The sequence below is a fragment of the Brasilonema octagenarum UFV-OR1 genome, from assembly GCF_963888615.1.
Classification (GTDB): Bacteria; Cyanobacteriota; Cyanobacteriia; order Cyanobacteriales; family Nostocaceae; genus Brasilonema; species Brasilonema sennae.
The window spans coordinates 20,263-40,200 of sequence record NZ_CAWPKW010000284.1 but is presented as its reverse complement, the minus strand read 5'-3'; the positions used below and the strand labels follow the sequence as shown (position 1 = coordinate 40,200).

The following is a 19,938-nucleotide window of genomic DNA, read 5'->3' as shown; positions in this document are numbered from 1 at the left end:
GCGCAGCGTCTCCGTAGGAGATACGCGTAGCGTCTGGTGCAGGAGATACCCGAAGAGCAGTGGCTCCCCTACACCCTTACCCCCTTACACCCCTAGTTTGTTGACTAGCGTCCGCGCTACCTGAGCGCAGTGCTGCTTTCCCTCCGGATTGGCTCACCGCCCTGCTGACGTCTACAAGGCGGCGAATTTTAGTCGAGCAGTGGCTCTCCAAAGACAGAGCACTGCCTAACTGCGCTACTTCACTAGTCGCGCGGAATCGATTCTGGCGCAGTTAGGACAGAATTATTTGTTGTTGTTGCTAATGATCACACAAAAAGCGTCAAATCACTTAGATCTAATTGCTGCTGTCTAATTCAGACATTTCTTCTTGATCTTCTTTGACTCGACGAATTGGCATGTTAGCAATTAAAGCTGTTGTCCGTTGATTGCTTTCCAGGGAAAACTCTAAGCCGTCCGTTTCAATTTCTACGTAACGACAAACGATTTCTAAGATTTCTTGCCGCATCTTTTCTAGTACATCAGGGCTGATGTCAGCACGATCATGAGCTATCACTAATTGCAGGCGGCGTTTAACTTGAGTGCGACTGTTGTCAACACTACGAACAAAAAATTTTTCTAATATTTCAAGAATCATTGGAGCTAAGTCAGCAACAGACGGAACAGATTAAAGACTTTTTGTCCAAAACAACTTTCTCAAACGAGAGAATATGTTGTCTTGAGTTGAGTCCAGTTCAAGAAATTCAACCGTTTCCCCTTCTAATCTCCGAACAATGTTATCGAAAGCTGTAGCAGCTAAAGAAGGGTTTTCCGCTAATACTAAAGGTTCACCGCGATTGGTAGATACAATAACCCGCTCATCATCAGGAACAACTCCAATCAAGGGAATTGCCAGAAGTTCCTGAACATCTTGAACAGACATCATATCATTTGCCCGTACCATTGCAGGTCTGATACGGTTAATAACCAAGTGAATACGTTTAATGCCTTGTGCTTCTAGTAACCCAACGACGCGATCAGCATCACGCACGGAAGCAATTTCTGGAGTGGTGATAATCAGGGCTTCTTTTGCTGTGGCGATCGCGTTTTTAAACCCCATTTCAATTCCCGCTGGGCTATCAACCAAAACATATTGATACTTCTGCGCCAGTGCATTCACCAATAACTTCATCTGGTCAGGAGTGACCGCATCTTTGGTGCGATTTTGCGCTGCAGGTAACAAAACGAGGTTAGGTTGCCGCTTATCCTTCACCAAAGCTTGTTCTAACCGACACTCTCTTGCGAGAACTTCAACAGCAGTGTAGACTATCCGGTTTTCTAGCCCTAGCAACAAATCCAAATTTCTCAAACCAAAATCCGCATCAACCAAAGCTACTTGACGCCCCATTTTGGCTAAAGCCATTCCCAAATTTGCCGTAATCGTGGTTTTTCCCACCCCTCCTTTGCCGGAGGTTGTAACAATAATGCGAGTCATGATAGAAACGAGCTCGATTAGTGATTAGAAAATATACAACAATAAAAAAGATTTATGTATCTTTTATCATCCTACTTAATAGGATTTTAGAAAAATCGCTCACCCTAGCAATACGGATTCCTTGGGACGTAATATACGCCACTTCTGGATAAAATTGCAATGGCGATTTTTCTGGTGCCCTAGCAACAGCATCTGCAATTCGCAGCTGGGTTGGTTCCATCTGCAAACTCATAATCAGACAATCACGGTTTCCAAGCGCACCCGCATGAGCAATTCCACGTAGACGCCCCCAAACAAGAATATCTCCATTTGCAACTACGATACCACCAGGATTCAAGTCCCCTAAGAGGATAACATGACCCTGATGACGGATTTCTTCTCCAGAACGCACCGTCTTATCTAAATAGAGAGGTTCTGCAAAAGGAGGTGTCTCAGACTTTAACTCACTGCCAAGTGTTGTTTGTCGCTGTAGTTGTTCTACAGAGTAGCCCATTGTAACTGCAGCGATCGCAGTTTGCCGACGACTAGTAGAAACTGATTTTAGCTGAATTTTAAATTGATTCAAACTTTCCGCCAGTTCTTGGAGTTGTCTGTTATCCAATAAGCGATCTTGGGCGATCAGATTCACGGCTGTATTAGGTGAAAAAGAGCGCTCGCCAGCTAAAAGTCGCAGCTTGATTTGTTGCCAAATCTCAGTCCAACTGTATTCTGAGGCTGGCAATTGTGATTCTGTTGGTAGTATTAATAAAAGTTTTCCCTCCTGACTTTTTATTTGGACTTGAATATTAGGATTCACCGTTGCTGTCTTAGACGGGAATTCTTCACTCAACTCTACGTTGATATTGGCTGGATTAAATTCTACATCAGGAACGACGGAATTTGACTCAACATTGGAATCGGAAGGATTTGACTCTGTATCCGAAATAGGATCTGGCTCACTATCAGGGACGAGAGAATTTGCTTTTACATTGGAATCGGAAGAATTTGTCGGTTCTATATTAGGTTCTAAAGAATTTGCCTCCACATTGGAATCGGAAATATTTGTCTGTTCTATATTAGGCTCGAAAGAATTTGACTCCACGTTGGAATCGGAAGAATTTGTCTGTTCTATATTAGGCTCGAAAGAATTTGACTCCACGTTGGAATGATTGGAATTTGACTGGACATTATAATCTGGAATATGTGATTTTAAGTAAAGTAAGACAGAATTTACCTCTGCTTCGGGGAGGACTGGGTTTTCCTCTGGTTGCGAAATCGACTTTAGATCAGAAAGAGCAGAGATTTCTTCTACTTCACCAAAGGATTTTTCTAACTTCTGATCAGGGATAGTAGAGTCAGAAGTCGTGTAACGGTTGCCAGAAAACGGGATAGAGCGATCATCCATACTAGATTAGTTACAATTTGCAACAGCGTTATTAAAAAATCACACTCCTCACGCTAGATTTTTACTGAGTCTTTTAGCGACTATTGATAATCCATCGGCATCGCCAACATTTCCTGGAAACAGCACCACTGGTAGATTAGGAAACTGAGGATGGTCTGATGGAGTTATCACCATTGAACAACCAGGTAAAATTTGACCAAGTAACCGTGCCGAAGTCAAAGCTAAACCTGTACTTAAGACATCGTTTGAAGTAATGCCACCTTTACTGATTAAAAATCCCATATCCGATGGTAAACCCCGCACGATATCCATCAATAAGCTTGACACCTTTGTACCAAACTCTAACCTTGCCTTAGCATTCTTAAAACTCAGTTCTTTACGACTGGTATAAACCACTGCTGTTTTTCCAGCATCATATGCTGCATGGACATGATCTAGAACCTCGCTTAGCAGTGTAGCAGATTCATTTGCTCCATCATCAACTAACCGCGCCACATCCACTTCAATTCCCATCGTTTTCTCTTGTTGCAACAGCACCTCTAACTGCTGAGTTGTCTTTTTAACATGGGAACCAACAATTACTATACCCGGTTTACTTCGTTGCACGTACTGTGACATATTTTCTGGAGCAATCGGTTGGGGCGGTAATCCGGCTATTGCCGTTAAGATACTAGCAGCACTACGAAACAGAAAACGTTTCCCCTGACTGACTGCGGTTAGAACGTCTTGTGCAAACTGGTTGAAATCTGCTTGAGTTTCACCATCCACAACAGCACATTGGTTATTAGTGAGTTGCATAAGTCGTTCTAAGCTACCAGCGCGAATATCCGCCAACGAAAACCTTTCTACCGACTCAGCACTGATACTTCCTTGAGTTTTTTCTTCCACATACTTGGGTAAGTAGCTATGATGATACTCAAAGACTGAATCACGAGCAAATTCAGTTTCATGGACAGGGGTGGGAACACCATCAACTATCAAATAATGTACACTGTCGCGCGTAATACGTCCGCCTTCAAAAAACGCTGGTACGAGAAAATGAGCATCAAATGGACCAAGTTCATCGGCGATGACATCAGTTTCAATTGGGTAATGTCCTCGTAAAGTCGAATCAGAACGGCTGACAACGGTAAACCCTTTTGTTGTATTTGTTTGTAGGGTAAGGGTGGATTTTTCTCCTTGATCTCCCTCATCTTCACTGATTGTAGATATAGCCTGTTTCAGGTTATGGCAAACTTCTCTGGTAATAGATGCTGCTTCTTCTGGGGGAAGCGCTCTTGTGTTTGTTAATACAAAGAAGATTGGTGAATCATCTTGCAACCCCAAGGATAGTGTTTCCACATCCCAACGCATGAGTAGCAAGCAACTGTGGACTGTTTGAGAACCTGTTGGATCATCATCTAAGACAATAATTTTTGGTTGGTTAGTCATGTTTAAGTCAACGGACAATTATTTGTTGGAAACTTCTGGCAAGCATTGCTGCTTTGAATGGAGACTGCTTTGATCAGCGGGATTCAGATTTCCCGCAATTTTGTGATCTCTGTTTGCACACTCATTGCAATCTGCAATGATTGATTTAGAATTTGAGCATACTCGCTTGCCTGACTGCTCACTTGTAAGGCTTGCAACTTAGTTAAATTATTGACAAGTAATTCTTGATTATTGGTAAATAATTCTTTATTATCTCGTATAATTCGTTCTGTTTTCAAAGCGCGAACGAAATCTTCTCTCATAAGTTGCAGAGCAGTAAGGACTTTTTCTCTATCAGCTATACGACTGTCTGTGTCCCCAGATGTTATTTGTTGATCATGGATAGCGATCGCGATCACCAACTTATGATATTTATCGACTTGATCCAAAAGTACTCTGAGTGTTCTGGGATGGGTAAACGCCGCCAAAACCAACGCCCAACTATAATAGCAATTAGCACAGTTGTCAGCAAAACAATTCCTAGTATTATTGAAGAACCAATTGTCGGCAGAATCACAAACGCATAAACAAACCCGACAATGATCAAACTCAGCAGCAGTGCTACAACAATTTCGTTAATCAAAAAACGAAATCGCTTCTCGCGATCCTTCATAATAGAAGGTCGTAAGACATCATCTGGATTTAATCCAATTAAACGTCTCAGTTCTCCCTTAGTTATTTCCAGGCTCAATAAGTCCGGCTGCACAGATGGATACTCCTATCAAAGAGCGAGTGACGTTTTTGTTGTATCCTCATTTTAGGTAACAGTGTATCGCTCTTTGATCACTTTAGTGGGATAAAAATTAAAGGCAAAATCACCAAACCAAGATACTGCTAAGCGTTTGGACTTTAATTTTTCACACAAAGCCCAAAACATTGATTTTTGCCTAAAAGCCGTCAACAGTTACAACAAAGCGCTAAAAACTCTCACACAAGCAGATTTCTCTGAGTTACATCTGGAGGTTTTGCAAGACTTAATTCGCGTCTTTTTGGATTTGGGAGAAACTGCGAAAGCCCAAGAACTGCAACGACGCGGTACAGATTTGTTGCGACGCTTGCTGGATGAGTGCAAAAGTCCTGAAAAGAAAAAGCAGTTGGCTTTGAAGTTTGCTCCTTTTGAGCAGTTAACTGTTGACTTGGCTGTGCAGTTGGGTGAGATGGTGCAAGCGTTGGAACTGGTAGAACAAGGGAAAAATGCTTGCTTGGCTTGGTTGCTGGATACTGGGAGTGATGAGTCACCTGCATGGGAGGAGATGAAACAACTGCTCAATTCCACTACTGCTATAGTTTACTGACATCTTAGCCCAGCCGCCCTACACACTTTCATCCTCAAACACGACGCTTCATCACCTATCCTCATTTCTCCTTCCTCTTTTGCAAGCGGGGTTGGGGGATCTCTTCTAGGTAAATCCTATCTTCAATTCTCCACATTTTTCTTATGCTAGAAAGATACACAATCCGCTACCAAGCTTTTTTGCAAGCATTCAATAAACTTGATTTATCAACCCTTTGACCAGAACTGCAAGAAAAACTTCACCCAGTCCGTCAAGCGTTGGGGAATAATGTGAATGAAGCTACAATTAGGCGGCTTGACGCTTTGGTAAAAAAGAGCGAGACTCCTGCGGAGTCGCTCCGCGAACGCCTCAATCAACTTTACGAAAGCGAATGTCTTACTTTAATAGGGAAAAACAATGAACAAGATGCTGCGGACATTTCACGTTTAATTAGGTTGAGTTACTTATCTTTTTTACAAAATTTGGGATACTCCCAAATCGACTGTCAATTAATAAAACTAGAATTTGATTAGATCTTTACTCGATGAATGACTTAATTTACTACCCCACTCTCGATGTATTTGTCTACCAATTAAGAGATGGATTGGGAGACAGTGAAGCTCAAGTTGCTGAAAATCACGATAAATTCTGGAACAACCTACCTCCTAAATTACATGTCTATTTAGAGGAGGAGTTAGCAGCGGAGAACCCAGAATATATCAAATTACTAGACTTACTTGATCCAAAATACCGAAAGCCATTTAATATCAAAGATAATCATTTGATTTTTCAAGATAAGGTTGCAGATTATCAAATTGGAGGTTATTACTATCCAGTTCGCTTAAGTGATACTTACGGACTACTGTTTGACTGTTCTGTTGATGACTTTGATCATCCTCACTCTGTTACTTTTTTTCAAAAGCTCAAAGAAAAAGCCTCTGCTAAAAATGGTAACCTAGGAAAAACTTGGATGCTTTCCGGTTGCCTACCTGCAAATTTTCAAGCTAATTTAGAAGATTTAGCCAAAGCATCTGCCAACGCTTTAATCCCTGGTGATTGGCAAGAATTAAAAATTGGAAATTTTTTAGGCGCTACAGTTTTTGAAGTGTGGAAATCGCCCCAGAAGTGGGAGAACGTTGCAGAAGAAAATACTCACATTTTAATATTTTTCTATCCCGCCCTAAATATTATGGAGGAAGCTGCAGGCTTTTATGGAGATTGGCTGCGGTTATTATGTGTGCGTAACAAAATTTTGTGGGAATATGCTTATGCTGAGAAAACAACGAGAAGTTTACAAGCTGAATATAAGTCTATCACAGAAAACGTTGCAAAAGTGAAAAGTTTATATACAGAACATGGAGAAGTAATATTATCTGGTAACAAGTTACAGTACTTACAAAAAATATTGAGTGAGAGTATTGCGACTTTATCAGATTATCTCAGAAAAATCAGCGATCTGGAAATTATCAGCTTGGCGATAGAGACGAATTTAAGCAACTACCAAAAATACCATCAACAGATCGTCCAAAAAGCAGAACAAAAGCAACAAGAATATGGTAATTTGGGTGATACAGACTTGGGGTTTTTGAAAAACTTCAGTGATATTGTTGAGGAAAAATACAAAGCGCAGGTAGCGCAAGACCGTGCTAGCCTGAGTGTAGGCTTGAGAATTTTAGAAGACTTAATCAACACTGTTCGGGGTATTATTGAGATTGAGCAAACCAAGAGCGATCGCACTCTAGACAACACCATCGCGCTTGCAGGAATTGGACTCGCCATCAGCGGCATAACAGCCACCGCCATCTCCACCCAACAACCTCCAGTGGCATCTTATAAAGACTTTTCTTTCGTAGGTTCACCAACTTTTGTCTGGAGTATTGTCTTTAGTTCACCATTTTTAATTGTTCTCATCCTTCGCCTACTTCGCCGGTAATATAGCGGTTTTCAATTGGGTGGAATACATCAAACAGTTAAGAAACTACTCTGCACACCTTACGTTAATCTACCCTACAGGAACGGCTAGCGGCGAACGGGCACCGAAAGGAGTATGTTGGCTATTGCTTATACCTGTAAACCAAGGATAGTACACAGAGCTACTGCTCAGTCCATTTTAATGGACTTCGGCTATTAGCCTGGGACTTATAGTCCTAGGCGGACTACCAATACAAGATTATGATATAATTTTCTATATAGTTAATCTTTAAAAAAATATTATTCATAATCTCGTGAAAAACTTAAATCAATATGAATCTAGCTGTAGAACTCCCTAGTGGAAAAATATTAAACCTTTCTCGCTTCATTGCTCTTATTCCACTTACAACTACAAGTAATAATTACAACTTGATTTTAGAAGGTTATTCTGCTCCCATTACTCTAGAACCAGATGATGCTGAAGCTCTCAAGAAACTATTGCAATTAGATAAGGATTTAGTTACTGCTAATCAATTAGAATTGGACAGGCAGAAGCGATTAAAGCAAAATCAGCGAGCAATAGCCTTATTAAAACAGCGTATTCAACGCCATGAAAATATGTCTGAAGCAGAATCACTACACAGAGAAGAAATATTTGAGAATTTTAAACAAATAATAGATGCAGAACGTTTTCCCGAACAAAAGTTATATTCGCAATCATGATAGTTTTTATTGACTCTGGGGTACTGGGAATTCTTACCAATCCCAATAAGTTAGGAGAAGCTTACGATTGCGAGCAATGGCTTTATACTTTGTTATCGCATGGTGTTCATGTTTGTTCTTCTGATATATGCGATTTTGAAGTCAGGAGAAGTTTAGTTTTAGCATCACAAAAGAAAACTGAACTCAATAGTATTCAGAATTTAGATGAACTTCGAGAAATAATTGATTTTTTACCAATTACTTCAGCTTTATTGAGACAAGCTGCTTCTTTATGGGCTGCTGCTCGAAGTCAAGGCATTCCTACTGCAGATGATAAGAGCCTTGATGTAGATATTATCATTTCTGGTCATTGGCAAATTCTCAAGGAAGATTTTCCCGGTCGTTATATTGTTATTGCCACTACAAACGTAAAGCATTTGAGTCGCTTTACTGAGGCTAAAGTGTGGAGAGATATTAAATTTTAATTGAATGTTTTCCCTCCGTGCCAGGTATTGTGTTTTAATCGGATGCTGAACCGGACAGGACACTTTTGGGAAAAACGATATCACAGCACAGGTTTTGCTAATACAGATACCAAAAGGGCGTTAAATACGCTGCTATATATCCACGCTAATCCTAAAGCAGCAGGAATACAGCAGGGTTTTTTCTACGATTTCAGCAACTATGGCATCCATGACCGCTTCAGTGATGATGGTATCACCCAGTGGCATCCTGCATTTTTGCAATTGGGGAAAAACTTGGAGGAATGCGCTGCTAAATATCGAGGATTTTGCAAAAAATATCGACCACAAGCAAAGTCAGAAAAAAGAAACCATTGGGGTAGTCGCTTTTTGCCATCAATGAAGAGTAAAGGAAATCAGAAAAAGTCACCAGGGCAAATGAGTTTACCTTGGGATAAGCAAACAATCACCGAATGTACAGAGGTGCATGAAGTAGCAGAAAAATTTATCCACGCAAATGGATTTTTCCCCCCGGTGCCAGGTATTGAAATGCGGAAATGTTGATTCTTGCGTACGAAAGGAAGCTGCAATAAATATTCACAAAATTCTGAAACGCTTAAACATTACAGTTTACAAGTCTCGATGCAAGAGAAGAGACCAATCACAAACTCTACCCCACATACCATACCACACGGGAGGTGTCCAGGCGAAACAGTTGTATCAAACGTGGTATCAAAAGTGACTTTATTGATCCCAAGACTATTAACGCTTATCTCCCAACCTACGCGATCGCCAAACTTTCTCAAGGCTTGTTCGTTGTATCTACCCGGCTTGCCGCCGACACTCAGGTAAATTTCCTTCTGAACGCTGAAGCCAAAATGTCCATTACTGTATTTTACCCACAATTGGTCAATTGTGCGCAGGTCAGTGCAGGGAAAGTTTAAGAGTTCTTCTTCCCTAATGTAGTCATTTTTCTGGCTATCTACAGCTTGAAGCATTACCAGATAAGTTTCATAGTCAGCTTCTTCCCACTTTCTTGCTGCCAGTAAGTCTCGCAGTTTCGTGTAATCTACACCTTTTTCTGATCTGAGGTCATCACTTGAATCATTTCTTTGATTTTGCGGAGTGTTTTGAGCTTGGCTTTGTGGGATCACCTTCACCCTTACTGGCTTTCTCCCAGTAATACCCCAGATCAGTCTATCCATTGGAGGAATATAAACACGTGTCTGTTCCCGAAAATCAACCCATGTCATGCCTTTAAGAAAACGTGCGAGACTAGGCTCCTGTGGAGCATCAGGAAGAAGCACAGGAATAACAGGACACTGTCGAGCGTTAAATTCACTCAAAAAGGCTTCTATTTCATTTTTTTGCCAAGGACCAATACCACTTTTACCAACAAAAACTGCTGCTGATTTTATGTGATCAATCTGCTTTTCTAGTTCTCGCTGCCAAGGAAAACCAGGTTGTAGTTCCCATATATCCAACCACGGTTTAATCTTATTTTCTTCTAATTGCTCTGCAATTTTTATGACTGCGTCCTTATCTTCGCTATTGTGGCAAAGGAAGACATCGAATTGAAATTGAGCATCAGTTTCCATCTGGTTTGACTAATTCCTGTATTGCCTTGAGTGCAACTTCTAACTCTTGCTCATTACTATAGCAATCCTAGTTTGTCATTGCGTTAGCGCAGCGTGCCCGGAGGGCAGCAGAACGTAGTGGAGCGTAAGCGCAAGCGCACGCCAAGGGCTAACGCGCAGCGTGTCCCCTTGGGACTCAGCAATCGCAAAGTACGGATAGAGATTGAGCGTCAGAACGGTTACAATTTTTGTAGGGTGGGCACTGCTTACTGTTCGCGGAAACTTCTACTTGTATGTTGTCAGCAGTGCCCACCACCAAGGATTTTGAGAAGGGACTCAGGGCATACGTAGCGCAATTGCTTCACTGTGCGATACGCGTAGCGTCAAGCCAAGGGCTTATCGCCAAATCTTGAAATTGCTGTGACGGTAATTTGTAAGGTGGGCACTGCCTATCTTCTGATGTCATAGAGTCTGCTATGAGTGAGCAGTGCCCACCCTACCCTTAATTCACTACCCTTAATTCACAATTCGTAATAGGCTAATATTACGAATTATTAACGAGTCATGAGTAATCTGCAAATCTTTTTGGATATTGCTACAGAAGCAGCCCTTGCTGCTGGCGCGGTGTTGCAAGGTTATTTGGGTAAGGTAGAAGACGCGATTACTGAAAAAGGACGCCCCGGTGATTTGGTAACGGCTGCTGATAAAGCTTCGGAAGCGGTGGTTTTAGATGTTTTGCGTCGTCACTTTCCTGACCATTCTATCCTGGCTGAGGAATCTGGGAAACTAGGAAATCAAGATAGTGAGTATCTTTGGGCGATTGATCCTCTGGATGGAACAACGAACTTTGCTCACCAATATCCCTTTTTTGCTGTTTCGATTGGGCTTTTGATTCAGGGTGTCCCGCAAGTTGGTGTTATTTATGACCCTTTCCATGATGAACTGTTCCGGGCGGCTCAAGGTTTGGGAGCTACGCGGAACCGTTGCCCAATAAAGGTTTCAAAAACTTCTGAACTTGGTAAAAGTTTGTTGGTTTCCGGATTTGCCTATGACCGTCGTGAAACATCTGACAACAACTATGCGGAATTCTGTCACTTGACTCATCTGACTCAAGGAGTTCGGCGTAGTGGTTCTGCATCTCTAGATTTGGCTCATATCGCCTGTGGTCGTTTGGATGGTTACTGGGAAAGAGGTCTTTCTCCTTGGGACATTGCTGCTGGTATCATTTTAATACGAGAAGCAGGGGGAAAGGTGACTGCATACGATGGGAGTCCCTTAGATATCTCGTCTGGTAGAATTCTTGCTACGAATGGTTCTATTCACAACAGCCTAAGTCAAGAACTACAACAAGTTCCACCACTATCTTCATGGGTTGACTAGCGATATTACTTAGTAATAATTAGTACACAAACATTAAACTAGAGAAATCCAACGGCTAGTCAACAAATTGTGATGCAATTCTATGTCTTTCAAGTTTAATCGCGGATTATTTAAATATGATTTTATAGACCATCACGCAGTTCTGTGTGTACCAGTTGATGCAGATGTCAAAGAAATCCGCAAACGCTATCTCAAAATTGCCCGCCGCTTACATCCTGATACCTGTAGGGATGAAAGCGATGCGGAAAAAGAACTTGCTAATGAATTGTTATCTAAGCTGGTGAATCCAGCTTATGAAACACTCTCTGGTGAGAAACAGAGAATGGAACATATTTTAATTTTGTCGCAAATGGGTAAGCGTTTGGTGCAAGAATCGGCTTCAGTGGAACTCAACAGCGATGCTGACTTTTCACGTCATGTGCAAAAATCAATACACCTAACCCCCCAGCCCCCTTCCCTGCAAGGGAAGGGGGAGAATTCAAAGCCTCTCAAAAAGCAGGAGGAGGAATGGAAGCGAGGTTTTTCAGATCCCGTGAAAAGTCAGAACAGCGATGTGGTTCAGCAGCTAGTTAGTGCGCCCCATTTTGAGCATATCTATAAAAGTGGACTCGCCCAAATCGCAGAAACTCAATATGACTCTTTAGACAAGGTACAAGACACCATAGCCTTAGTCAGCGAGTTGAATTTGGTATACATAATGCGGAGTGCTGGCAAAATATTTGCAGCAGCATCATCAGCAGAAATTCCAACGAATGCAGCCAACAAAGCCGCTGTAACCTCTCCACCACAAAAGCAAGACTCGGTTGTCTTACAATACATCCGTCGTGCTCAAGATTTAATATCACAAAATCAATTGACACAAGCAAGGGTAGAATTACAAGATGCTCTGAAACTAGAGCCAAATAATAGTCGTTGCCATAGCTTGATCGGAGTGGTCTATTTGAAGCAAAATCTTACCACGAGTGCAAAAGTTCACTTTAACCGCGCCCTGCAATTAAACCCCAAAGACGAAATAGCGTTGGCGGGGAGACTTAAAGTTGAACAGATTACAGGGCAAAAATCCAGTGGTGCGAAGCGTACAGCTTCGTCTCATACTGGGAGTCAGCAACCAGGTAAATCTGGGGGTAGCGGTTTGTTTGGTGGTTTGTTTGGTGGGAAGAAAAAATAATGGTGTATCAATCTCCAGTGGGAGCGAGGGATTTATTACCCTTAGATGTGGCTCAAAAGCGCTGGATAGAAGACAGGCTACAGCAAGTGTTTCACCGTTGGGGATATCATAGAATTATCACCTCGACGTTAGAGCGTATGGATACGCTGATGGCGGGGGGAGCAATTGATCGCTCTGCGGTGATTCAACTGCAAAATGGTAACGATGAGGATTTGGGGCTACGTCCAGAATTGACAGCCTCTATTGCTCGCACGGCTGTAACGCGTATGGCAGGTGTGAATTATCCACAACGCTTGTACTATAATGCTAATGTTTTCCAACGCACAGGCGAGTTGAAGCACAACCGTCAGCAAGAATTTTATCAAGCTGGGGTTGAGTTGTTGGGCAGTGGCGGTGGCTTAGCTGATGCAGAAATTCTGCTGCTGATGGCAGATTCTTTACAGGCTGTGGGTTTGAACAATTGGTATTTGATTTTGGGTGAAGCGGAAATTACGCGATCGCTCCTCAAACCTTTTCCCCCTCATCTACAAGAAAAAGTCAGGAGTGCGATCGCCCACCTTGACCGCATAACCATAGACACTTTACCGTTAAGTGATGAACTACGAGAACGCGCTAGAATCATGCTTGATTTGCGCGGGAAGCCTGCGGATGTTCTGCAAAAAGTCAGCAGTCTGGGTTTAGACGAGAGTTTACAAGCAGTTGTAGATAATCTGAAAAACCTAGTAAAATTGCTAGATAGCTCAGTTAAATCGAATACAAACTCATTTTCAGGAAAAGGGATAGAAATCATCCTTGACCTGAGTTTATTACAAACCTTTGACTACTACACAGGTATCGTATTTGAGGTCATCAGTCAGACTGATGGACAAACGCGAGTTCTTGGGCGGGGTGGTCGTTATGACCAGCTTTTAAAGCTTTATCATCCGAAAGGAGAAAGTGTACCAGGAATAGGTTTTGCACTATTCTTGGAAGGTTTACAACAAATTCTCTTGTCTTGTGGGCGGTTACCACAAACCACGCCAGGGACTAATTGGTTGATTGTACCAGAAACGCCCGATGCTTACACAGCCGCCTTTGCTTACGCTACAAAACTTCGAGACTCGACTCACTTGGTACGGGTTGAAATGGATTTGGGGGGACGAGATGTGGATGAGATTCGACAATATGCACGCGATCGCACTATCAACCAAATTGCTTGGATTAAAGCTGATGGTTCAAGGATGATAGAGTCATTAGTCAATTAGTCATCAGTCATTAGTCTTTAATAAACAGGACTTACGCAGCGATGATTGGTCATTGCGAGTGGAACGCAGTGTAACGTAAGCGCAAAGCGCACGCTAAGAGCGAACGCGCAGCGTGTCCCTTTGGGACTCAGCAATCCTGGTCTTGACGAGATTGCTTCGCTTCGCTCGCTGCGGACGAAAATACGTTACCTTTGCGTAAGTCCTGATAAAAAACCAAAGACAAATGACTGTCAGACTAGTGATTCAGTATTATTGCTAGGCTATATAGAGCTGGCTAAATACAGCAATTTTGATCCAAAGAGAGGGGAACTATGCCACACACAATTGTGACTAATGTCTGTGAAGGTGTCGCTGATTGCGTAGACGCTTGTCCAGTAGCTTGCATTCATGATGGTCCTGGCAAAAATGTCAAGGGAACTGATTGGTACTGGATTGACTTTGCCACCTGCATTGATTGTGGTATATGTATCCAAGTTTGTCCAGTAGAAGGGGCAATTGTTCCAGAAGAGCGACCAGAATTACAAAAAACACCGTAGTATCAACGATCACGTTATCAGGAAACAGGCGGTATTATCTATTACATACAAACATGATACCGCCTGTTTTTACACTGATAGTACTAGATAAAGATTTCAAAAAGTAACAGTAAATATTTATTGTTCGGAAATTGCTAGTGCACCTGTGTATAGGTGAGTATAGTAATCTTACGTAGAACCATTCATGAGTGTAGCTCTGATTAGCAATTTCTTGAGATTAAGTTTGGCTACTGGGGTAATCACCCTAGTATCAGTTTCCAGTGCTATAGCAGGAACACTGAATGTTGATTTTACAAAGTTAGAAGGCTTAACAGGTGGAAACCCCGGTTTAACTGGTGTTTACCGTGCGGATCTCTCTAATCTTGGCTTCGATATCAATTCCATTGCTATTGCTGATAGCAACAGCGCCCAAGGTGGTCAACCTGGGAAATTTAGCGGCTTTGATTTAGATGCAATCAAGATTAGCAACGTGTTAGTTAACAATGCAACAGACATCAAAAACTTACCAGGGCTAGATGTCTTCGATTTTACTCCCTCAGGGACTTTATTCACCCCAGGAACCCAGCGCTCTCCAGCTGACCCAACAGATTTATTTGGCACAAGGGGTGGTAACATTGATCATTCAGTTGCAACACTTGCGTATTTTGATGCCAACGCTAGTGCTGATGCCAATGCTTTCGGGATGGTAAGCTTAGGTGATGGTGGAAAAGTTGTATTTAACCTCAAAAATCCCATTTCAAACACCACTCCACTTTACTTATACATTGGAGAAGCTGGTGATAATGGTGAGGTAGCAAGTGGTCAAATTACAGTTTCTGACAACAAATCTACTCAAGTTCCAGAACCAACTAGTTTAGCTGCTGTATCTTTACTCGGAATTTACTTTACCGCTATCCGTAGAAAGAAAACGAAAGCTGCTTAACTTCAAAATGTAGTTAGTAATTTTTGAAGCTCACGTTAGGACATAGGTTTTTGACCTATGTCATTTTATTGGCGCTGTGTTTGTCTTGGGATATAGTTGGATCATTTAACTTTAAGCTAAATGATTGTATTTTAAAGTAACTATAGGATTCGTATTTGATTTTTGCGAAGCTTCGTACAGTTTATGTTAAGCGTTAAGAGTTAAGCGTTCGGGTGTTAAGCGTTAAGCGTTAAGCGTTCCCTAGCTCAACTATATTTTGTATTTATAATATAGAACATTATGTCTGATTCGCTAACTGATTCGTCTGCCCTGCTAGAAGTGAAAAATGTCCACGCTGGATACATCAAGGATGTGGACATCCTACAAGGTGTGAATTTTCGAGTGGAACGGGGGGAACTGGTAACAGTCATTGGTCCCAATGGTGCTGGAAAATCAACCTTAGCAAAAGCTATTTTTGGGCTTTTAACTCCCCACACAGGCTCAATTACCTTCAATGGCGAGAGTATCGGTGGACTCAAGTCGAATCAAATCGTTGAGAAGGGAATGTGTTACGTACCGCAAATTGCTAATGTCTTCCCTTCGCTGAATGTAGAAGAAAATTTAGAAATGGGCGCTTTTGTGCGCAATGTTCCCCTCAAACCGCTCAAGGATAAGATATTTCATATGTTTCCTAGGCTAGGCGATCGCCGCAACCAACGTGCTGGTACTCTCTCAGGTGGCGAACGTCAAATGCTAGCAATGGGCAAAGCCTTGATGTTAGAACCCAGCTTACTGCTTTTAGATGAACCTTCTGCAGCTTTGTCTCCCATCCTGGTAACGCAGGTGTTTGAGCAAATTAAACAAATTAACCAGACTGGTACAGCGATCGTACTCGTAGAGCAAAACGCCCGTAAAGCTTTGGAAATGGCTTCACGAGGTTACGTTCTTGAGTCCGGACGCGATGCTATATCTGGTCCTGGTTTACAATTGTTGAATGATCCCAAGGTAGGCGAACTGTATCTGGGAGCAGGTAAGGCGCACTGAGAAAATGAGGAAGTCAGACAGCAAGCTTAAGGCAAAGCTACTTCTGATATAATGGGTGTTCTTTCTCAGGGTACAAGACTCGTAACCGAAACTGATGCAATTTAAGAGTAGTGCAAATCTTGGAAATTATGGACGCTGCCAAACGCCTTGCTACTCTCAATCGCATTCGCAAACTTAGCGTATTAATGGATACGTCTATACGGGTTCCTCTTTTCGGTTTTCGCATCGGACTAGACCCAATTATTGGTCTAGTTCCAGGTGCTGGTGATTTAATCAGTACAACATTTTCAGCTTACATCATCTTTTTAGCTACTCGCTTTGGTATACCACCTAAAGACTTAGCCCAAATGATTTTCAACATTAGTTTGGAAGCAGTCGTTGGCACAGTACCATTGGTGGGTGATTTGTTTGATGCTTTCTATAAGTCCAATATCCGTAATTTGGCGATTTTAGAGCAACATCTCACGGTAGTTGAACCAGAACTCGAACAAGTCAGGAGTGAAATTTACGACACTAAAGTTAGCCAAATTTAAAAGTGAGAGTTTCGGTGTGAGGAGTCATATTATCCTGACTGCTTGGAGGAAACGTTAAATTGACGAACCACTCATTTTTGTTCTATTGGTTTGTCTTGTTCGCTGTTATTCTTGCTCGATACTTTCTCATAGCTGGGGGAGCATACTTGCTCTTCTATTCAGCTGTAGGAAAGTTCCTTGCAAAACGGAATTTGCGTCTGAAGCCGCCGATGGCTGGTTCCATTCAAAGGGATATCAAATTATCGGTTCTCTCTGCAGTCGTTTTTGCTCTTTGTGCAGCGCTCATATCAAAGTACGGTATAGGAGTAACACTCTTCTACACTGACTTGCATAAGTATGGACTGTGGTATTTAGGAGTTAGCTTTGTTGCGGTGCTCATCCTTCAGGATACGTACTTTTACTTTATCCATCGGATGTTTCATCACCCTCTGATTTTCAAATGGATGCATCAGGGGCATCACCGTTCGGGAGAACCAACACCGTGGAGTTCCTTCGCTTTCGACCTACCGGAGGCAATCATACAGGCACTCTTTTTTGTCGGTGTCATCTTCACCGTTCCCCTCCATTTAATCACCTTGGTTGCCGTGCTCATGACCATGACAGTATGGGCAGTGTTAACCCATCTTGGATTTGAAGTATTTCCCTCGTCATCCCACCACCACTGGCTTGGAAGGTGGTTCATCGGTCCAATGCATCACTTGATGCATCATCGCAAGTACACAGTACACTACGGATTGTACTTCACGTTTTGGGACAAGCTACTCGGTACGGAATACCCTAATTATGAGGATGAGTTCCACCTGTAAATTTCTTAAGGTAGAATCTACTCCCATCAGGCGTGCAAGATTACCTATCTTCTTTTTGATTTTCTTGGCGTACTTGGCACGGCAGTTGCTTCAACGGGGGGAACCCCCACAACGCACTGCCTCGTGTTGGCGGTTTGTTAAATTAGGTATTCTTCTGGCGGTTCGGGAGTATATCCCGGCACTAAGCGCAAGTAGGGGCGCAATGCCTTGCGCCCCTACATAGTGCAGGACTTACGACGAAGAAGTTAAAAACTGTTAAGAACGCCAATAAAATGAACCCGTGCGCGGGTTCCCCTTAAATCTCACGAATGCCATCCAGGTTTCTAACCTGTAAGGTAAAAGGGGATTTGCAATGCAGATTTGGTATCAGTTATGAACTACTGCGGAGTCTGAAGTCTGAGACTGTGACTTTTCTGTCTCCCTTTGCAAAAATCGATAAAGGCGATTCAGTGCATTCATGTGAGCGTAGGCTGCTGCAACTACAATATCAGTATCAGAAGCTTGTCCAGAGAAAATGCGCTCCTGATATCGTAAGCGAATTGTGACTGTTCCCAGAGCATCTATTCCACCAGTCACAGACTGAACGGAAAATTCTATCAGTTGGTTGGGAATCTGCACAAGTCGATTAATGGCTTTATGGACAGCATCTACTGGACCTGTTCCCACTGCTGCATCCGTTGAAATTTCTCCGTTGGGAGTCACAACTGTAATCGTTGCAGTAGGACAGGTGCAATCACCACAGGTGACTTGGACGTGTTCGAGTTGAAAGCCTTTGTCTACTTGAATTTGCGTTTCATCCCGAACGATCGCCTCTAAATCCCAATCGGACATCTCCTTTTTCTTATCAGCAATTTCTTTGAACCGCATAAAGGCTTTGTTGAAATCTGCCTCGCTCAACTCAAACCCCAATTCCTGGAGTCTAGTTCGCAAAGCATTCCTTCCAGAGTGCTTACCCAAAATAATGCTGTTTTCAGAAAGACCGATGTCAGCAGCTTCCATAATCTCATAAGTCTGGCGATGTTTGAGAATTCCATCTTGGTGAATTCCAGATTCATGAGCAAAAGCATTTGCTCCAACGATCGCTTTATTCGGTTGAACCACAATTCCTGTGAATTGCGAAACCAAGCAAGAGGTTTTGTATATCTCTTGCGTCTTAATCTTTGTCAAAGGTGCATCCCAATCAACCGGACGCCCAAAGTATGGATTAAAATGAGGTTTGCGAACTTGCAATGCCATGACAATCTCTTCCAGCGCTGCATTTCCTGCTCGTTCACCAATTCCATTCACGGTACATTCTACTTGACGCACACCATTTTCAATTGCTGTCAAAGCGTTCGCTGTCGCCAAACCCAAATCGTTTTGGGTGTGAACTGAAAGAATGACTTGATCAATATTAGGAACATTTTCTTGCACACCCTGAATCAAAGCTGCCATATCTTTGGGTGTGCAGTAGCCGACAGTGTCAGGAATGTTGATCGTGGTTGCACCTGCAGCAATCACTCGTTCTAAAATTTGGTAGAGGAATTCTGGATCAGTGCGGCTTGCATCCATCGGGGAGAATTCCACATCCTCTACAAAAGACTTGGCATAGGCTACCATTTCTTGGGCGATCGCCATAACCTCACTCCGAGATTTTTTCAACTGGTACTTCAAGTGAATATCTGAAGTTGAAATGAAAGTATGAATTCTCGGATGAGCAGCTTCTTGCAATGCTTCAGCCGCAGCTTGAATATCTTGCCGAATCGCTCTTGCCAAAGAGCAAATAATCGGTCCACCCAACACACCAACTTGTTGAGCTATTGTTCTAACAGCTTCAAAATCTCCGGGGCTGGCTACGGCAAATCCGGCTTCAATCACATCAACCCCTAGGAGAGACAGTTGATGAGCGATCGCCAGTTTCTCTTCCACCAGCAGCGTTGCACCTGGCGACTGTTCACCATCTCGTAGTGTTGTATCAAAGATAATGACTCGGTCTGGTTGAGGTTGAATGCTCATCACTGTCTCCCGTAGTTTTAATAGAGGGATTGTTAGATCAATTGTTTTGAATATTGTATACAAAAAATAGTATACAATATA

General features: G+C 42.4%; 19 protein-coding genes and 1 pseudogene. 13 read left to right on the top strand and 7 right to left on the bottom strand.

The window, feature by feature from the left end; translation table 11 throughout:
* Positions 1-334: 334 nt before the first annotated feature.
* The 5 genes and pseudogenes from minE to AC5590_RS24545 form a co-directional block, all read right to left on the bottom strand.
* A complete protein-coding gene (gene minE, locus AC5590_RS24565; protein ID WP_169265995.1) occupies positions 335-634 on the bottom strand; it encodes a cell division topological specificity factor MinE in 300 nt (99 codons plus the stop codon).
* Between the two features lie 30 nt (positions 635-664).
* Positions 665-1,471, bottom strand: a complete 807-nt coding sequence (gene minD, locus AC5590_RS24560) for a septum site-determining protein MinD (RefSeq protein WP_169265994.1) — start codon at positions 1,469-1,471, stop codon at positions 665-667.
* 52 nt (positions 1,472-1,523) lie between these two features.
* On the bottom strand, positions 1,524-2,855 hold the full coding sequence (gene minC / locus AC5590_RS24555) for a septum site-determining protein MinC (protein ID WP_211178512.1): 1,332 nt from the start codon (positions 2,853-2,855) through the stop codon (positions 1,524-1,526).
* A gap of 48 nt (positions 2,856-2,903) precedes the next feature.
* The gene (locus AC5590_RS24550) at positions 2,904-4,286 is read right to left on the bottom strand and encodes a four-carbon acid sugar kinase family protein (RefSeq protein ID WP_169265993.1); all 1,383 of its coding nucleotides are present in this window, start codon (positions 4,284-4,286) and stop codon (positions 2,904-2,906) included.
* An 83-nt stretch (positions 4,287-4,369) separates the two neighbouring features.
* A pseudogene (locus tag AC5590_RS24545) lies at positions 4,370-5,031 on the bottom strand (hypothetical protein).
* A gap of 136 nt (positions 5,032-5,167) precedes the next feature.
* Here AC5590_RS24545 and AC5590_RS24540 point away from each other — a divergent pair.
* The 5 genes from AC5590_RS24540 (at position 5,168) to AC5590_RS24520 (ending at position 9,237) form a co-directional block, all read left to right on the top strand.
* Positions 5,168-5,620: a hypothetical protein gene (locus AC5590_RS24540; protein WP_211178511.1), complete on the top strand. Its 453-nt coding sequence runs from the start codon at positions 5,168-5,170 to the stop codon at positions 5,618-5,620.
* Between the two features lie 523 nt (positions 5,621-6,143).
* Positions 6,144-7,532 carry a hypothetical protein gene (locus tag AC5590_RS24535; protein WP_169265992.1) on the top strand — a complete coding sequence of 463 codons (1,389 nt, stop codon included), beginning with the start codon at positions 6,144-6,146 and terminating at the stop codon, positions 7,530-7,532.
* Between the two features lie 311 nt (positions 7,533-7,843).
* Complete coding sequence (locus tag AC5590_RS24530; protein WP_169265991.1) at positions 7,844-8,233, top strand: hypothetical protein; 390 nt, start codon at positions 7,844-7,846, stop codon at positions 8,231-8,233.
* Positions 8,230-8,697, top strand: a complete 468-nt coding sequence (locus AC5590_RS24525) for a PIN domain-containing protein (RefSeq protein WP_169265990.1) — start codon at positions 8,230-8,232, stop codon at positions 8,695-8,697. The genes AC5590_RS24530 and AC5590_RS24525 overlap by 4 nt, the downstream gene beginning before the upstream one ends.
* Positions 8,698-8,739: 42 nt before the next feature.
* Positions 8,740-9,237 (top strand): transposase, encoded by a 498-nt coding sequence (locus AC5590_RS24520; RefSeq protein WP_246162827.1) that lies wholly within the window; start codon positions 8,740-8,742, stop codon positions 9,235-9,237.
* A gap of 59 nt (positions 9,238-9,296) precedes the next feature.
* On the opposite strand, the gene AC5590_RS24515 is transcribed toward AC5590_RS24520, so the two are convergent.
* Positions 9,297-10,271 (bottom strand): GUN4 domain-containing protein, encoded by a 975-nt coding sequence (locus AC5590_RS24515; RefSeq protein ID WP_169265989.1) that lies wholly within the window; start codon positions 10,269-10,271, stop codon positions 9,297-9,299.
* 543 nt (positions 10,272-10,814) lie between these two features.
* Here AC5590_RS24515 and AC5590_RS24510 point away from each other — a divergent pair.
* The 8 genes from AC5590_RS24510 to AC5590_RS24475 all read left to right on the top strand — a co-directional run bounded on the left by AC5590_RS24510 (position 10,815) and on the right by AC5590_RS24475 (position 17,862).
* Positions 10,815-11,630, top strand: coding sequence for an inositol monophosphatase family protein (locus tag AC5590_RS24510; RefSeq protein WP_169265988.1), 816 nt, complete (start codon positions 10,815-10,817; stop codon positions 11,628-11,630).
* An 82-nt stretch (positions 11,631-11,712) separates the two neighbouring features.
* Positions 11,713-12,798, top strand: a complete 1,086-nt coding sequence (locus AC5590_RS24505; protein ID WP_169265987.1) for a J domain-containing protein — start codon at positions 11,713-11,715, stop codon at positions 12,796-12,798.
* Complete coding sequence (locus AC5590_RS24500) at positions 12,798-14,042, top strand: ATP phosphoribosyltransferase regulatory subunit (RefSeq protein ID WP_169265986.1); 1,245 nt, start codon at positions 12,798-12,800, stop codon at positions 14,040-14,042. The genes AC5590_RS24505 and AC5590_RS24500 overlap by 1 nt, the downstream gene beginning before the upstream one ends.
* Before the next feature lie 311 nt (positions 14,043-14,353).
* Complete coding sequence (locus AC5590_RS24495; RefSeq protein WP_169265985.1) at positions 14,354-14,578, top strand: ferredoxin family protein; 225 nt, start codon at positions 14,354-14,356, stop codon at positions 14,576-14,578.
* 184 nt (positions 14,579-14,762) lie between these two features.
* Complete coding sequence (locus AC5590_RS24490) at positions 14,763-15,500, top strand: PEP-CTERM sorting domain-containing protein (protein WP_169265984.1); 738 nt, start codon at positions 14,763-14,765, stop codon at positions 15,498-15,500.
* Between the two features lie 279 nt (positions 15,501-15,779).
* Complete coding sequence (locus AC5590_RS24485; protein ID WP_169265983.1) at positions 15,780-16,523, top strand: ABC transporter ATP-binding protein; 744 nt, start codon at positions 15,780-15,782, stop codon at positions 16,521-16,523.
* Positions 16,524-16,651: 128 nt separating this feature from the next.
* Complete coding sequence (locus AC5590_RS24480) at positions 16,652-17,056, top strand: DUF4112 domain-containing protein (RefSeq protein WP_169265982.1); 405 nt, start codon at positions 16,652-16,654, stop codon at positions 17,054-17,056.
* A gap of 59 nt (positions 17,057-17,115) precedes the next feature.
* Positions 17,116-17,862, top strand: a complete 747-nt coding sequence (locus tag AC5590_RS24475) for a sterol desaturase family protein (protein ID WP_169265981.1) — start codon at positions 17,116-17,118, stop codon at positions 17,860-17,862.
* A 366-nt stretch (positions 17,863-18,228) separates the two neighbouring features.
* Here the strand turns inward: AC5590_RS24475 and AC5590_RS24470 are convergent, their stop codons facing one another.
* Complete coding sequence (locus AC5590_RS24470) at positions 18,229-19,857, bottom strand: 2-isopropylmalate synthase (protein WP_169265980.1); 1,629 nt, start codon at positions 19,855-19,857, stop codon at positions 18,229-18,231.
* Positions 19,858-19,938: the final 81 nt, after the last annotated feature.

What these genes read in the sequence shown, in the direction of transcription:
- minE (WP_169265995.1), bottom strand. Translation starts at nt 634, where the DNA reads ATGATTCTTGAAATATTAGAAAAATTTTTTGTTCGTAGTGTTGACAAC.
- minD (WP_169265994.1), bottom strand. Translation starts at nt 1,471, where the DNA reads ATGACTCGCATTATTGTTACAACCTCCGGCAAAGGAGGGGTGGGAAAA.
- minC (WP_211178512.1), bottom strand. Translation starts at nt 2,855, where the DNA reads ATGGATGATCGCTCTATCCCGTTTTCTGGCAACCGTTACACGACTTCT.
- AC5590_RS24550 (WP_169265993.1), bottom strand. Translation starts at nt 4,286, where the DNA reads ATGACTAACCAACCAAAAATTATTGTCTTAGATGATGATCCAACAGGT.
- AC5590_RS24535 (WP_169265992.1), top strand. Translation starts at nt 6,144, where the DNA reads ATGAATGACTTAATTTACTACCCCACTCTCGATGTATTTGTCTACCAA.
- AC5590_RS24530 (WP_169265991.1), top strand. Translation starts at nt 7,844, where the DNA reads ATGAATCTAGCTGTAGAACTCCCTAGTGGAAAAATATTAAACCTTTCT.
- AC5590_RS24525 (WP_169265990.1), top strand. Translation starts at nt 8,230, where the DNA reads ATGATAGTTTTTATTGACTCTGGGGTACTGGGAATTCTTACCAATCCC.
- AC5590_RS24520 (WP_246162827.1), top strand. Translation starts at nt 8,740, where the DNA reads ATGCTGAACCGGACAGGACACTTTTGGGAAAAACGATATCACAGCACA.
- AC5590_RS24515 (WP_169265989.1), bottom strand. Translation starts at nt 10,271, where the DNA reads ATGGAAACTGATGCTCAATTTCAATTCGATGTCTTCCTTTGCCACAAT.
- AC5590_RS24510 (WP_169265988.1), top strand. Translation starts at nt 10,815, where the DNA reads ATGAGTAATCTGCAAATCTTTTTGGATATTGCTACAGAAGCAGCCCTT.
- AC5590_RS24505 (WP_169265987.1), top strand. Translation starts at nt 11,713, where the DNA reads ATGTCTTTCAAGTTTAATCGCGGATTATTTAAATATGATTTTATAGAC.
- AC5590_RS24500 (WP_169265986.1), top strand. Translation starts at nt 12,798, where the DNA reads ATGGTGTATCAATCTCCAGTGGGAGCGAGGGATTTATTACCCTTAGAT.
- AC5590_RS24495 (WP_169265985.1), top strand. Translation starts at nt 14,354, where the DNA reads ATGCCACACACAATTGTGACTAATGTCTGTGAAGGTGTCGCTGATTGC.
- AC5590_RS24490 (WP_169265984.1), top strand. Translation starts at nt 14,763, where the DNA reads ATGAGTGTAGCTCTGATTAGCAATTTCTTGAGATTAAGTTTGGCTACT.
- AC5590_RS24485 (WP_169265983.1), top strand. Translation starts at nt 15,780, where the DNA reads ATGTCTGATTCGCTAACTGATTCGTCTGCCCTGCTAGAAGTGAAAAAT.
- AC5590_RS24480 (WP_169265982.1), top strand. Translation starts at nt 16,652, where the DNA reads ATGGACGCTGCCAAACGCCTTGCTACTCTCAATCGCATTCGCAAACTT.
- AC5590_RS24470 (WP_169265980.1), bottom strand. Translation starts at nt 19,857, where the DNA reads ATGAGCATTCAACCTCAACCAGACCGAGTCATTATCTTTGATACAACA.